Annotated in this window: 12 protein-coding genes; 4 read left to right on the forward strand and 8 right to left on the reverse strand. The window is 72.9% G+C overall.

Annotated features, from left to right (window positions below; all coding sequences use genetic code 11):
* Nucleotides 1-6 precede the first annotated feature (6 nt).
* Nucleotides 7-1,314 carry a trans-sulfuration enzyme family protein gene (locus ACFT32_RS08200; RefSeq protein ID WP_382487149.1) on the forward strand — a complete coding sequence of 436 codons (1,308 nt, stop codon included), beginning with the start codon at nt 7-9 and terminating at the stop codon, nt 1,312-1,314.
* On the opposite strand, the gene ACFT32_RS08205 is transcribed toward ACFT32_RS08200, so the two are convergent.
* The 5 genes from ACFT32_RS08205 to ACFT32_RS08225 all read right to left on the reverse strand — a co-directional run bounded on the left by ACFT32_RS08205 (nt 1,221) and on the right by ACFT32_RS08225 (nt 7,398).
* Nucleotides 1,221-2,477 (reverse strand): GNAT family N-acetyltransferase, encoded by a 1,257-nt coding sequence (locus tag ACFT32_RS08205; RefSeq protein WP_382487151.1) that lies wholly within the window; start codon nt 2,475-2,477, stop codon nt 1,221-1,223. The genes ACFT32_RS08200 and ACFT32_RS08205 overlap by 94 nt on opposite strands.
* Nucleotides 2,478-2,605: 128 nt before the next feature.
* Nucleotides 2,606-4,180, reverse strand: a complete 1,575-nt coding sequence (locus ACFT32_RS08210; RefSeq protein ID WP_382487153.1) for an alkaline phosphatase D family protein — start codon at nt 4,178-4,180, stop codon at nt 2,606-2,608.
* A 138-nt stretch (nt 4,181-4,318) separates the two neighbouring features.
* Nucleotides 4,319-5,758, reverse strand: a complete 1,440-nt coding sequence (locus ACFT32_RS08215) for a PLP-dependent aminotransferase family protein (RefSeq protein WP_382487155.1) — start codon at nt 5,756-5,758, stop codon at nt 4,319-4,321.
* 48 nt (nt 5,759-5,806) lie between these two features.
* Nucleotides 5,807-6,637: an alpha/beta fold hydrolase gene (locus ACFT32_RS08220; protein ID WP_382487158.1), complete on the reverse strand. Its 831-nt coding sequence runs from the start codon at nt 6,635-6,637 to the stop codon at nt 5,807-5,809.
* 107 nt (nt 6,638-6,744) lie between these two features.
* Entirely contained in the window at nt 6,745-7,398 is a 654-nt protein-coding gene (locus tag ACFT32_RS08225; protein WP_382487161.1) for an NADPH-dependent F420 reductase, read from the reverse strand.
* A 110-nt stretch (nt 7,399-7,508) separates the two neighbouring features.
* Here ACFT32_RS08225 and sigJ point away from each other — a divergent pair, with 110 nt between their 5' ends.
* A complete protein-coding gene (sigJ, locus tag ACFT32_RS08230) occupies nt 7,509-8,396 on the forward strand; it encodes an RNA polymerase sigma factor SigJ (RefSeq protein WP_382487163.1) in 888 nt (295 codons plus the stop codon).
* A 169-nt stretch (nt 8,397-8,565) separates the two neighbouring features.
* Entirely contained in the window at nt 8,566-9,327 is a 762-nt protein-coding gene (locus tag ACFT32_RS08235) for a GntR family transcriptional regulator (RefSeq protein ID WP_382487166.1), read from the forward strand.
* A gap of 75 nt (nt 9,328-9,402) precedes the next feature.
* Here the strand turns inward: ACFT32_RS08235 and ACFT32_RS08240 are convergent, their stop codons facing one another.
* The 3 genes from ACFT32_RS08240 to ACFT32_RS08250 all read right to left on the reverse strand — a co-directional run bounded on the left by ACFT32_RS08240 (nt 9,403) and on the right by ACFT32_RS08250 (nt 12,504).
* Complete coding sequence (locus tag ACFT32_RS08240; RefSeq protein WP_382487168.1) at nt 9,403-10,554, reverse strand: ROK family transcriptional regulator; 1,152 nt, start codon at nt 10,552-10,554, stop codon at nt 9,403-9,405.
* Nucleotides 10,555-10,642: 88 nt separating this feature from the next.
* Entirely contained in the window at nt 10,643-11,305 is a 663-nt protein-coding gene (locus ACFT32_RS08245) for a response regulator transcription factor (RefSeq protein ID WP_189724460.1), read from the reverse strand.
* A 14-nt stretch (nt 11,306-11,319) separates the two neighbouring features.
* Nucleotides 11,320-12,504 carry a sensor histidine kinase gene (locus tag ACFT32_RS08250; protein WP_382487170.1) on the reverse strand — a complete coding sequence of 395 codons (1,185 nt, stop codon included), beginning with the start codon at nt 12,502-12,504 and terminating at the stop codon, nt 11,320-11,322.
* A 108-nt stretch (nt 12,505-12,612) separates the two neighbouring features.
* Between ACFT32_RS08250 and ACFT32_RS08255 the strand changes: the two genes are divergently transcribed.
* Nucleotides 12,613-13,533 (forward strand): ATP-binding cassette domain-containing protein, encoded by a 921-nt coding sequence (locus tag ACFT32_RS08255; protein WP_382487171.1) that lies wholly within the window; start codon nt 12,613-12,615, stop codon nt 13,531-13,533.

The raw sequence follows: 13,533 nt of genomic DNA on the forward strand, positions 1-13,533 counted from the left end.
CCCCTCATGGACATGGGCATGGACATGAACACGGGTACCGCGCCGAGAGCTCTCGCCACCGAGGCCGTGCACGCCGGGCGCGACGACCTCGCCCGGCAGGGGCTGCACGCCCCGCCGATCGACCTGTCCACCACCTACCCGTCGTACGACAGCCGCGGCGAGGCGGCCCGGATCGACGCGTTCGCCGCCACGGGCTCGGAGCCGGACGGCCCGCCCGTCTACGGACGGCTGGGCAATCCGACCGTCGCCCGCTTCGAGACCGCGCTGGCCCGCCTGGAGGGCACCGAGGCGGCCGTCGCGTTCGCCAGCGGCATGGCCGCGCTGAGCGCCGCCCTGCTCGTCCGCGCCTCGATGGGGCTGCGGCACGTGGTGGCCGTACGTCCCCTCTACGGCTGCAGCGACCATCTGCTGACCGCCGGGCTGCTGGGCTCGGAGGTGACCTGGACCGACCCGGCCGGAATCGCCGACGCGCTGCGCCCGGACACCGGGCTCGTCCTGGTGGAGTCCCCGGCCAACCCCACGCTCGCCGAGGTCGACCTGCGGGCCGTCGCCCACGCCTGCGGTTCGGTGCCGCTGCTCGTGGACAACACCTTCGCCACACCGGTCCTCCAGCGCCCCGCCGAGCAGGGCGCGCGGCTGGTGCTGCACAGCGCCACCAAGTACCTCGGCGGACACGGGGACGTGCTGGCGGGTGTGATCGCCTGCGACGAGGAGTTCGCGGGCAGGCTGCGCCAGGTGCGGTTCGCCACGGGCGGTGTGCTGCACCCGCTGGCCGGCTATCTGCTGCTGCGCGGACTGTCCACCCTCCCCGTGCGGGTCCGGGCCGCCTCCGCCAACGCCGCCGAACTCGCCCGCCGCCTCGCCGCCGACCCGCGGGTGGCCCGAGTGCACTATCCGCGCATCGGCGGCGCGATGGTCTCCTTCGAGGTGCACGGCGACCCGCACGAGGTCATCGCAGGCGTCCGCCTGATCACCCCCGCCGTCAGCCTCGGCAGCGTCGACACCCTCATCCAGCACCCGGCGTCCATCAGCCACCGCATCGTGGACGCGGACGACCGACGCGGCGCCGGGGTGAGCGACCGGCTGTTGAGGATGTCGGTGGGTTTGGAGGACGTAGAGGACCTGTGGATGGATCTGGACAGTGCGCTTACGCGTTCAGGGGCGCGGGGAACTGCGCGACCAGCCACAGCGCACCCGCACCCGCCGACTGACGAATCCCGCTACGGCGCCGAGGCACTCCCCAGCTCACCCGCAGCCGACGCAACCCGCTCACCCAGCCGCGCCGTGATCACCAGCGTCCCCTCCTCGACCTGATAGTCGAGCGGAAGCCCCAGCCCCCGCATCGCCGCGACCATCCCCGTGTTGGACGCCTGCGTCACGGCATACACACTCCCGCACCCGGCATCGACAGCCATGGCCACCAGCCTGCGCAGCAACTCGGCCCCCACACCCCGCCGCTGCCAGGCATCCTCGACGATCAGCGCGACCTCCGTCTCGTCCCCGTCCCACAGCAGATGCCCGAGCCCGACGACGCGCCCCGACGCGGTCTGCACGGCGAGCGTACGGCCGAAGCGGGGGCTGAGCAGGTGGTTCAGATACCGGTCGGCATCGCCGACCGGACCGTGGTAGCGAAGCCTCAGCGTGCGGTCCGAGCACCGCTCGTGCATCGCCCGGGCCGGCTCCAGATCACGGGTGTCGGCCCGGCGCACGGTGATGTCGGCGCCCTCGGCGAGGGTGAGGGTGTCCCGGCCGTGCGGGACGCGCGGGCCGAGCCGGGCGTCCAGCTCCACCAGAGCCCTGGCCCGGGCGAACTCGGTCGGGGTGAACGGCAGGTACGGCCGCTCCACGGTGATCACTCCGCCTTCCGGGGCGCGCAGGCGCAGCACGGTGTCGTCGAGGGCCCCCTCCACCGGTACGCCGCCGGGCGCCCGGTCGCCGCCGACGGGCGCCGGCTGGGAGCGGATCGTGCAGCGACCCAGCAACTGGCGCAGGGCCAGCGGCAGTTCCGCGGCGTCCAGGGCGGTGCGGGCGGCGAGCCCCAGGACCCGGGTCGGCGCGTCCACCAGGTCGTGGGCGTCGGCACGCTCGATCCAGGTGTCGGTGCCGCCGGCGGTCCGGACGGCCGTGGTGATCCCGGACCCCGGCAGCTCGCCAGGGGCCCGCAGCAGGAACTCGTCCACCGTGCCGTCGGCCAGCGGATGGGCCTGCAGGCTCAGGATGTCGACGCGCTGCCCGGCGAGGGCCGTGCACAGCGCCGCCAGTGACCCCGGCTCGTCCCGCACCGTGGTCCGCATCCGCCACAGCGTGCTCGCCCCCGGCACCGGCTCCGGTGCCGGGGACTCGGTATGGTCCGGCGGCGGCGCGTTCTCGTGGCGTCGTGTCCGCCAGGCCCGGAGCGCCGTGGTGAACCGCCGCATCGTGGTGGCGGGGCGGCAGTTGTTGTTCGAGTGCGTCGCTTCAGTCACTTTTCGCGTCATGCACCCACTGTGACGGAACGGTGTTGCGTGATCGCGAACTCTTTGTGTCTGGCGGGTAAAGGGGACAGTCTGCCCCCTTTATCGACGCTTCAAACGTTGCGCTCCGTACTTGCCGGACTCACTGGAACCTACTGGCCGACCCGGCCCGGCTGGAGCACCTGTGTGAACAGCACGGTGCCGTCCTGCTCGCGCAGACGGACCGTCAGCTCGCCGCTGCCGCCGTCGATGTCGACCTCGCCGAAAAACTGGTAGCCGCCGGCGGGCGAGACGTTGGCCGTCGTCGGCGCCTTGATGAACACGCGGTCCGGACCGAAGGTGCCGTCGAGCGTGTTCGCCGGGAAGGCACCGGCGTTGAGCGGGCCCGACACGAACTCCCAGAAGGGCTCGAAGTCGGTGAAGGCGGCCTTCGACGGCAGATAGTGCTGCGCCGAGGTGTAGTGCACATCGGCCGTCAGCCACACCGTGCCCGTGATCCGCCGGTGCTTGATGAACCGCAGCAGCTCGGCGATCTGCAGTTCGCGGCCGAGCGGCTTGCCGGGGTCGCCCTGCGCGACCGCCTCGATGTTCGGCTTGCCGTCACCGGTGTCCGGGACGACCAGGCCGATCGGCATGTCCGAGGCGATCACCTTCCACACCGCACGGGAGCGGGACAGCTCGCGCTTCAGCCACTCCAACTGCTCGCGGCCGAGGATGCCCTGCGCGTCGGTGGGCTGGTCGTCCGTCGAGTTGGCGTTGCGGTAGGTGCGCATGTCCAGGACGAAGACGTCCAGCAGCGGGCCGTGGTGCTGCACGCGGTGGACCCGGCCGCTCGGGCGGCGCAGCGTCGAGATGGGGAAGTACTCCGAGAACGCCTGGCGGGCACGGGAGGCAAGCACGTCCACGTTCTTCTCGGTGTACCGGGTGTCGCCGAGGATCTCGCCCGGGTACCAGTTGTTGGTGACCTCGTGGTCGTCCCACTGGATGATGGACGGGACGCGGGCGTTGAAGGCGCGCAGGTTCTCGTCCAGGAGGTTGTAGCGGAAGTTGCCGCGGAACTCCGCCAGGGTCTCGGCGACCTTCGCCTTCTCCTCGGTGGTGATGTTGCGCCAGGTCCGTCCGTCGGGCAGGGCCACGGTCTCGGTGAGCGGGCCGTCGGCGTAGATGTTGTCGCCGCTGCAGAGGAAGAAGTCCGGGTCCAGGGCGCCCATCGCCTCGTAGATCCGGTAGCCGCCGAGCTCCGGGTTGATGCCCCAGCCCTGCCCGGCCAGGTCACCGGACCAGACGAACCGCACCCCGTCGCGGCGCTTGGCGGACGCGGTGCGGAAGCTGCCGGTGACGGGCTCGCCGGTGCGGCGCGGGTCGTCCGGGTCGGCGAGCAGCACCCGGTAGTGGATCTGCTCGCCGGACGGCAGTCCGCGCAGCGGGGTGGTGCCGGTGAAGTCCGTGCCCGGGCCCAGCAGCGGGCCGTGCCATCTGCGCGAATTACGGAACGACTCGGTCGCCGATGTCTCGACGATCATCCGGGCGGGCCGGTCGGACCGCACCCACACCAGCCCGGAGTCGCAGGTCACGTCTCCCGCCTGCACACCCCACCCCGCCTTCGGGCGCCCGGACCGGGCGAAGGCCGGCGCTGCGCCGAGGGCGGTGGGCAGGGACAGGGCCGCCGACGCGGCGAGGGAGCCCCGCAGGACGCTACGGCGCCCGGGGAACGGACGGTGTGACATGGATACGCCTCCAGGGACGGGATCCGGCCAGTGTGCAGAGCCACAACTACTGGCACGCCGCAGCGCACACACGAACCCCAAGTGAACAACTGACCGCAGGGGCGGGGGAACCGGCACGCAGGGGCGAGCCCGGCGGAGTCACCCGGTGGCCGCCCGCGCCATCAGACGTACACCCTCGGCGATCCGGGCGGGCGGCACATGGGCGTAGCCCAGGACTAGCCGCACCTTCTTCGTCTCGGCGCTCTCGGTCCGGGGGTGGGTGCAGGACGACAGCGGGCGTACCGCCACCCCGGCGTCCGCGACGCGCGCGAGGAACCGCTCCTCGGGGCCGTACCGCTCCGGCAGCGTGGCGATCACATGCAGGCCCGCCGCGATCCCGGACACCTCCGAGCCGGGGAAGTGCTCGTCCAGGGCGGCGACCAGCGCGTCACGCCGCTCGCGGTAGGCGCGCTGGCAGCGGCGCAGCTGGCGGTCGTAGTCGCCGCGTTCCAGGAACCGGGCGAACAGGGCCTGGTCGAGGGCCGGGTGGCCGAGGTCCATGGTGCGCTTGCGTTCGACGATCTCCTCCGCCCAGGACTCGGGCACCAGCAGCCAGCCCAGCCGCAGCCCGGGGGCGAGGGACTTGCTGACGGAGCCCGTGTAGGCGACATGGTCCGGGCCGAGGCCCTGGAGCGCTCCGACGGGGGCGCGGTCGTAGCGGAAGTCGCCGTCGTAGTCGTCCTCCAGGACGATGCCGTCCACCTCGCGTGCCCAGTCCAGCAGTCCGGCGCGGCGATCGGCCGAGTAGGCGATGCCGGTGGGGAACTGATGGGCCGGAGTCGTCACCACGGCCCGTACGCCCGACGCCCGCAGCGGCTCCAGGGCGATCCCCTCGCCGTCCACGGGCACCGGCACGACCGTGACCCCGGCCGAGGCGTACAGCGCGTCGTGCTGGGGACTGCCGGGGTCCTCCACGCCGACGGTGCGCACCCCGCGCGCGTGCAGTGCGAAGCCGAGCAGGGTCGTCGCCTGGGCGACCCCGGAGACCACCACGATCCGCTCCGGGTCGGCCACCACGCCCCGCCGCCGGGCGAGCAGTCCGGCCAGCGCGGTACGCAGCCGGGGCAGCCCGCGCGGATCGGGGTACCCCAGGTCCTGGTGCGGCAGTTCCGCCAGCACATCGCGCTGCGCGGCGGCCCACGCCGAGCGCGGGAACAGCGACAGGTCCGGTGTGCCGGGCACGAAGTCCGCGCGGGCACCGGGGGAGCGCGGTGCGAGGTCGCGCGCCCGCGGCCGGGCGGCCCGCGCGGCCGCTCCGACCCAGGTCCCGGCGCCCCGGCCGCTGCGCAGATACCCCTCGGCCGTCAGCTGCTCGTACGCCTCCGTGATCAGCCCCCGCGACACCCCGAGGTCCGCCGCGAGATCCCGGCTGGACGGCAACCGGGTGCCCGGCGCGAGCCGGCCCGAGCGGACCGCCTCGCGCAGCGCCGCCTGGAGGGACCGGCCCCGCGTGCGTGCCGGTGCCGCGGCGGCGGGGAGCAGCAGCTCCCAGGCGGCGGACGCGGCACCTCCGCCCGGAGCGCTCTGCGGTGGCTTCATGAAGGGAGACCCTAGAGGCTCCTCGCTCCGCGCGAGCCCCGGTACGGGTCAGCGGCTGCCGTCGAGGACGACCCTGGCGACCAGTGCCGGGTCGTCGTTCATCGGGACGTGGCCGCAGCCCGGCAGCCGTACCAGCCGGGCCCCGGGGATGACGCCCTTGGCCCGCACGCCCTGGCGGGGGATGAGGAGCCGGTCCCGGCTGCCCCAGGCCACGGTGACCGGGGTGCCCACGATGTCGTCGCTGAACCGCACGGTCCTGCCGGAGCGGAGCGTCTCGGAGAAGCCCTGCGCCCCGGCCAGCGCCAGCGTCTCGGCGACCACGGCCTCGGGCGAACGACGGCCCGGGCGGGCGTAGATGGTGCTCGTCAGCAGCGTCCGGCCGATCGCGGGACGGGCCAGCCGTTCGACGACGGGCAGGGGCAGCCGCCGGGCGATCTGCCGCATCGTCATCAGCACGCCGAAGGCGTAGCGGCGCTCGGCCTCGTTCCAGAACCCGGCGGGGGACAGCGCGGTGACAGACCGGACGAGCCGCGCCCGGGCCAGGTCCAGGGCCAGCAGACCGCCCAGCGAGTTGCCCGCCACATGCGGCCGTTCGATCTCCAGCGCCTCGCACAGGGCCACGAGGACGGTGTTCATCGTCGGCAGGTCGTGCGCCATGCCGTCCGGCAGCGCCGGCGACTCGCCGCACCCGGGCAGGTCCACGGCGATCACATCGCGCTCGGCCGCCAGCGCCGGGATCACCGGGTCCCACACCTGCCGGTGGTGGCCGATGCCGTGCAGCAGGAGCAACGGGTCGCCGCTGCCCCGGCGCGTGTAGGACAGGGTGACGTTCTGCTCGCCGTGCGCGGAGGCGACTTTGAAGGAGACGGTGGCGGACATGGGGTGCTCCTCGGCTGTACTCGCTGACGGACGCTGTAGACAGCTTGTCAGCAATTACTACCGGCGGGTAGCCCCGAGTCGTCGCCACCTTCACGGCCACGGCCCGCTCAACGGGCCCGGCGCAGCTCCAGGTTGAAGTCCGCGTGCCCGAACTTCTGCATCAGGCCGACCCACAGCGGCAGCCACATCTCCACGGCGCGCGCCGCCCGGATGCCACCGAGGTCGAGCACCCGCTCACGCGGCCAGCCGAACTCCCCGAGCAGGGCCGTCACCTGCTCCCTGGCGCTCGCGTCGTCCCCGCAGACGAAGACGTTGTGTTCGCCCGGTACCAGCCCCGGTTCCACCATCACCCGGCAGTTGACGGTGTTGAGCGCCTTCACCACGCGCGCGTGCGGAAAGGCCCGCTGGAGCTGCTCGCCCACGCTGTCCGACTCGACGGGGGACAGCCGCAGCTCGCCCTCCTCGAACGCCAGCGGGTTGGAGACGTCCACGATGACCTTCCCATCGAGGTTCTCCGTCCCCGCCGCCTCCAGCGCGGCGAGGGCCACCCGCCCGCCCACCGCGTTCACCACGACCTCACCGAATGCCGCCGCCTCCGCGAACGTCCCCGCGTCCGCTCCGGCACCCGCGGCGGCGGCCCACTCCAGAGCCGCCGGGTTGTCCCTCGTGCGCGAGCCGAGCCGCACCTCGTGCCCCAGCTCCACCAGCCGGCCGCCGAGGGTGCGCCCGACGTCGCCCGTGCCCAGAACCGCGTACCGCATCGCCACCTCCGGGAACCCTGCCGGCGATCACCGGCGTCCTGTCGCCCATTCTGTCCGGGAAGGGATGATTCCGCCTGGACAGGGCCGCACCGGTGGGCTGGGATGGAGCCGTGACCACCGAGACCGCGACCGACCTCTTCGAAGCGCACCGCCCCGTCCTGCTGGGCGTCGCCTACCGCATGCTGGGCCGCGTGGCCGACGCGGAGGACGTGGTCCAGGAGGCCTGGCTGCGGTGGTCGGGCAGCGATCGCGGCGACGTGCGCGAACCGCGCGGCTACCTCGTACGGATCACGACCCGCCTCGCCATCGACCGGCTGCGCCAGATCAAGTCCCGCGGGGAGACGTACGTCGGTCCGTGGCTGCCCGAGCCGTACGTCACCGACTTCGGCGACACCGTGCCGGACACCGCCGAGCGGGCCGTGCTCGCCGACTCCGTCTCCCTCGCCGTCCTCGTCGTACTGGAGTCGCTGTCACCGCTGGAGCGGGCCGTGTTCGTGCTGCGCGAGGCCTTCGGCTTCCCGTACGCCGACATCGCCGCCATGCTCGACCGCGGCGAGGCGGCGGTGCGCCAGCTGGCCGGACGGGCCCGCAAGCACGTCGAGGAGCGCCGGCCCCGCTACGAGGTCGATCCCGCCCAGCGCCGTGACCTCACCGAACGGTTCCTCGCCGCGGCGGCCGACGGCGACCTCGAAGGGCTGATGGCGCTGCTCGCCCCGGACGTCCGTCTCGTCGGTGACAGCGGTGGCAAGGCGCGGGCGCCGCTGCGGGTCCTCCGGACGGCGGACAACGTGGGCCGCTTCCTCGTCGGTGCCGCGCGCAAGGGCGACGTCCCGGACTTCTCCGTGCGTTTCCTGGAGCTCAACGGCGGCCCGGCCATGCTGGTCCTGTCGGGCGACAAGCCCGACTCCGTCTTCCAGCTCGACGTCGCCGACGGGCAGGTCCAAGCGGTCTACATCGTCCGCAACCCCGACAAGCTCCGGTCGCTGGTCGTCGAGTAGCCGGTGCCCCCACGAGCCCCGGGGACCTCGCATGAACGCCCCGTGAACGTTCCCGGCCATTGGTCTTGACCAAGGATCAGGGCCGCCCTATGGTCGCAGAGAAGTGAAACAACCTTTAAAAAACAAGGGCGCTAAAACGCCGCCGACCACGGCGATTGCGGAGGACAGGGTGGGGACCACGCAGCTGGAATCGGTGCCGGAACCGAAGTACTGGCATCTCAAGACCGTGCTCAGTGAAGCGCTCGACTCGGAGTTCTCGGTGGGGGAGATCCTGCCCAACGAGCGCGACCTCGCGGCCCGGTTCGGCGTCGCCCGCGCCACGCTCCGCCAGGCCCTGGAGCAGCTCGAACTGGAAGGCAGGCTGCAGCGCCGCCGCGGTGTCGGCACGACCGTCGCCCCGCCGCGCATGGGCGTCTCCCTCGGTACCGGCCCGCACACCTGGCCCGGCGGCTCCGAGGACGCCTGGCAGCCCGTCGACTGCGTGGCGGCGGTGCCGTCGGCGGCTGTCGCCGAGGCGCTGGCGACCGGCCGTGACGAGGTCGTCCATGTCGTGCGCCGCTCCCGTGTGTCGAACGGCCGGCCGGTGGCCGCGGAACTGCTGTACATCCCCGAGTCCTCGGTGCCCGAGCTCTCCGGCATAGACGCGCCGTCGGGAGCGGCACGTGCGCGTGCGGTGCTGCGTGAGTTGCAGCGGCTGGAGCTGGGGCGGCAGGAGAACGCGGTGGAGCTCGGCTCTGCCGGCGCCGATGATGCGAAGGAGTTGGATCGGCTGCCGGGGGCTCCTGTTCTGGTGGTGACGACGCGGTTTGTTGTCGGGGGGCGTACGGCTGCGCTGTCGGTTGCTACGTATCGCGCTGACACGTGCCGGTTGACCTTCGGTGATTCGGGTGGGGTCGAGATTCATGACGGGCCTGAGCAGCGGGCGTCCTGAACCTTTGCGCCGTGGGGGTGTGGTGAATCGGGGGCTGCGGGTTCGTTGTGGTTGCTCGCGCAGTTCCCCGCGCCCCTAAAGGAGAGGGCGTTGCTCCACCGCGAAGAGTTGTTCCTCCACGTGGTCCAGGGCCAGGCGTAGGGCGCCGGTCGCCACTGCCGCGTCTCCGAGGCGGGAGAGGGTGACCTGTGGGGGGCGCAGGCAGTAGCGGGAGAGTTCTTGGCGGAGGGGGTCCAGGACGCCGTCCAGGCCCGCTGCCCAGCCGCCGATGACGACCAGTTCCGGGTCCAGGGCGAGGACGAGGGCCGCCACGTCGTGGACCAGGCGCTGGAGGAAGCGGTCGACGGCAGCGCGGGCCCGCTGGTCGCCCTCGCGGGCCTGTGCGAACACCTCGGCGACCGCCTGCTCGTCGAGCGGGTGCAGGGGTTCGTCGGTGGTGGAGAGCAGGGTCTCCGGGGTGACCTCCCGGCCCAGCAGATGCAGCGCGCCGATCTCGCCGGCCGCCCCGCCGTAGCCCCGGTGCAGCCGCCCCCCGATCAGCGCACCGGCGCCCGGGCTGAGCCCCGCCAGCACGAACACCACGTCGTCCGACTCGGTGGCCGCGCCCTTCCAGTGCTCGGCGACGGCAGCCGCGTTGGCGTCGTTCTCGACCAGGACCGGGCACTTGAAGGACCGGCTCAGCCGCTCGCCCAGCCGCAGCCCCGTCCACCCCGGCAGCGCGGTGCCCAGCCGTACCGTGCCGTCCGCCTCGACGATCCCGGGCGTCGCCACGCCCACGGCCCGCAGCGAGCCGCGTGCGACACCGGCCCGCCGCAGCAGCTCGGCGACCGCCCCGCGCAGCCGCTCCAGCCGCTCGTCGGCCCCCGCCGTCTCGGACACGTCCTTGGCCTGGGCGCCGATCACCCGGCCGTCCAGGTCGGCCAGCATGGCCGCCACCCGGTGCGCCCCGATCTCCAGCCCCAGCAGATGCCCGGCCTCCGCCCGGAACCGGAACCGCCGCGCCGGGCGCCCCTGCCGCCGCGCGGCACCCTCCTCGGCCGCCTTCTCGACCACGAGCCCGGCCTCGATGAGCCCTTCGACGACGCCCTCGACGGTCGGCCGGGACAGTCCCGTCACCCGGGTGATCTCGGTCAGCGTCGCGCAGTCCGTGGCACGCAGCGCGTGCAGCACCACCGCGGAATTGATCCTTCGCAGCAGCGAGGGATCCCCGCCGGTCAGCCGCCCCACCGTCCGTCCTCCCAGGTCGCGCGCGTGTTGGCCGGATCGTACTCGGCGCGGCGCGCCCCGGCGAGGGTCCGGCACCGGCCTCCGCTGATCAGCCCGGTGCCACGAAGCCCGACTCGTATGCGGCGATCACCGCCTGGGTCCGGTCCCGCGCCCCCAACTTCGCCAGCACCGCGCTCACATGCGACTTCACGGTCTCCGTCCCGACGACCAGCCGGGCGGCGATCTCCGCGTTCGACAGCCCCCGCGCCATCAGCCGCAGCACCTCGGCCTCGCGCTCGGTCAGCTGGGCCCGCTCCATCACGGCCCGCGCCGCGCGGTTCCCGCCGTCGTCGCCGTACTCGGCGGCGAGCTGCCGCACCGAGGCCGGGAACAGCAGCGACTCGCCCTCGGCGATCAGCCGCACCGCGTGCACGATCTCGGCCGGCCGGGCCCGCTTGAGCAGAAACCCGTCGGCCCCGGCCCGCAGCGCCTCGTACACGTACTCGTCGTTCTCGAAGGTCGTCACCACCAGGATCCGCGGCGGCTCGTCGACCGTTCGCAGCAGCGCCCGGGTGGCCTCGATGCCGTCCAGCAGCGGCATCCGTACGTCCATGGCGACCACGTCGGGCCGCAGCCGCCGAACGAGCGGGATCACCGCCGCCCCGTCGGCGGCCTCCCCGACGACCTCGATGTCGGGCTGTGCCTCCAACACGGCCCGCAGACCCGCGCGTACGAGGGGTTCGTCGTCTACGAGGAGAACGGTGACCGGCATCCGGACAGCGTAGATCAACTCAGCGGTAGTTCGACATGAACCTGCCAGTCACCTTCGTCGGGGCCGGTCCTGGCCCGTCCGCCGAGCAGGGCGGCGCGCTCGCGTATGCCGCGCAGACCGCTGCCGCGTCCGGAGCCAGGGCCGGGTCCGGGTATCGGCTCGGGCAGCGGATTGCGTATCGCCAGGACGAGGGTGTCGCCGGTGACCTGGACGCGTATGTGTGCCGGGGCCGCGTCCGCGTGCCGCAGCACATTGGTCAGCGCCTCCTGGAGGATCCGGTAGCCCTCCCGCGACACCGGCCCCGGCACGGTGTCCACGGGGCCGGTCACCTCGGCGTCGACCTTCGCTCCGGAGGCACGCGCGGACTCCAGCAGACGGTCGGCGTTTACGAGGGTCGGCCTGCTGCTCACCGGCTTCTCCGACTCGCGCAGGATGCCGAGCACCCGCTCCAGATCCTCCAGGGCGGCCCGGCCGGTCTCCTCGATGGCGACCAGGGCACGGTCGGTGAACTCCGCGTCACCGGCGGCCCGCGCGGCTCCCGCCTGTACGACGGCGACCGTGAGCGCGTGTCCGATGGAGTCGTGCAACTCGCGTGCGATACGCGTGCGTTCCAGGAGCTGCTCGGTGCGTATCTCCAGCGCCTCCATCCGCTCGGAGTGTGACGGTCCGAGGAGCCGCTTGGCCAGCGCGGTGATGAGTCGGCCCGCCCCCACCACGACCACGGCGAGCAGCAGCAGCGGCAGGGGGGCGAGCAGGGCGTGCCACCAGTGCGGTCCCTCGACGGGCACGAACCCGTCGCCGGCGGGCTTGGTGCCGAACGCCGTCGTCGCCAAGTCGATCGCGAGGAGGGGCAACTGGACGGAGAGGTGGGCCACGACCCAGCCGAAGACCAGCCGCGCCTCCAGCCACACCGCCGTCCGCCCGCGATCGGCCCAGGTGACCGACGGCGTGGTCACGATCTCGCCGCTGTCACCGCCGTCCTGCCGATGACCGGTCAGCAGCAGCCTGGCCTGGAACCCCTCCACGACCCGCGTGACAGGCACGAGGCCGGCGAGTCCGAGCAGCGCGGCCGCTGCGAGCTGGGTCCACAAGGCCTCCTCGATGAACAGCCACAGCGACGACCACACGATGGCCACCAACAGGTGCAGCCACCGCGTGTACGTCACCGCCCGTGCGAACGGGCGCAGTATGCGGACCATGGCGTCATCGTGCCAGCCGCCACTGACAACGGACTTCCCCCGCACGGGGGAGGCGATCTCCACGGCCGGGGGAGGCCCGTACCCCGCTCGACCGGCCAGGCTGCTGCCATGACCAGCATCGACGTCCAGTCCCTCACCAAGGAGTTCGGCACCAAGCGCGCCGTCGACGACCTCACGTTCCGTGTGCTGCCCGGCCGCGTCACCGGGTTCCTCGGCCCCAACGGCGCCGGAAAGTCCACCACCATGCGGCTGGTGCTCGGCCTCGACCGGCCGACCGCCGGTTCAGCGACCATCGGCGGACGCGCCTACCCGACGCTGCGCGAACCCCTGCGCCACGTCGGCGCCCTGCTCGACGCGCAGGCCGCGCACGGCTCCCGTACCGCCCGCGACCACCTCCGTTTCCTGGCCGCGAGCAATCGCATCCCGGACCGGCGGGTCGACGAGGTGCTGGAGGAATCCGGCCTGGCATCGGTGGCCCGGCGCCGCGTACGGACGTACTCCCTGGGCATGTGCCAGCGACTCGGCATCGCCGCCGCCCTGCTGGGCGACCCCGAGGTGGTCATGCTGGACGAGCCGTCCAACGGTCTCGATCCCGAAGGCATCGTGTGGATCCGGCAGTTGCTGCGACGGCTCGCGGGGGAGGGGCGGACGGTCCTGGTCTCCAGCCATCTGATGAACGAGACCGCGTCCTTCGCGGATCACCTCGTCGTCCTCGGCCGGGGCCGGCTGCTGGCCGACACCCCGATGCGGGACTTCATCCACGCACGCGTGCGGCCGCTCGTACGGATCCGTACGAGCGACCCCGCCGTGCTCAAGAGCGCCCTTGCCCGGCACGGCCACGAGGCCGAGGAGCACCCGGACGGCCACTGGACCGTGCACCACGCACGCGTGGACGACATCGGCCGCATCGCCTCCGCCGCGGGTGTACCGGTCCTGGAACTCGCGGCCGAGGAGGGCACCTTGGAGCAGGCCTACTTCGACCTGACCGCCGCCGAGACCGAGTTCACCGCACAACCGCAGGAGGCCTGA

The sequence above is a fragment of the Streptomyces sp. NPDC057002 genome (assembly GCF_042673825.1).
In the GTDB taxonomy this organism is placed as follows: domain Bacteria; phylum Actinomycetota; class Actinomycetes; order Streptomycetales; family Streptomycetaceae; genus Streptomyces.

Excerpts from the sequence above, each read along its gene's own strand:
- ACFT32_RS08220 (WP_382487158.1), bottom strand. The coding sequence starts at position 6,637 with ATGTCCGCCACCGTCTCCTTCAAAGTCGCCTCCGCGCACGGCGAGCAG.
- ACFT32_RS08200 (WP_382487149.1), top strand. The coding sequence starts at position 7 with ATGGACATGGGCATGGACATGAACACGGGTACCGCGCCGAGAGCTCTC.
- ACFT32_RS08225 (WP_382487161.1), bottom strand. The coding sequence starts at position 7,398 with ATGCGGTACGCGGTTCTGGGCACGGGCGACGTCGGGCGCACCCTCGGC.
- ACFT32_RS08205 (WP_382487151.1), bottom strand. The coding sequence starts at position 2,477 with ATGACGCGAAAAGTGACTGAAGCGACGCACTCGAACAACAACTGCCGC.
- ACFT32_RS08210 (WP_382487153.1), bottom strand. The coding sequence starts at position 4,180 with ATGTCACACCGTCCGTTCCCCGGGCGCCGTAGCGTCCTGCGGGGCTCC.
- ACFT32_RS08215 (WP_382487155.1), bottom strand. The coding sequence starts at position 5,758 with ATGAAGCCACCGCAGAGCGCTCCGGGCGGAGGTGCCGCGTCCGCCGCC.
- ACFT32_RS08250 (WP_382487170.1), bottom strand. The coding sequence starts at position 12,504 with ATGGTCCGCATACTGCGCCCGTTCGCACGGGCGGTGACGTACACGCGG.
- ACFT32_RS08255 (WP_382487171.1), top strand. The coding sequence starts at position 12,613 with ATGACCAGCATCGACGTCCAGTCCCTCACCAAGGAGTTCGGCACCAAG.
- ACFT32_RS08245 (WP_189724460.1), bottom strand. The coding sequence starts at position 11,305 with ATGCCGGTCACCGTTCTCCTCGTAGACGACGAACCCCTCGTACGCGCG.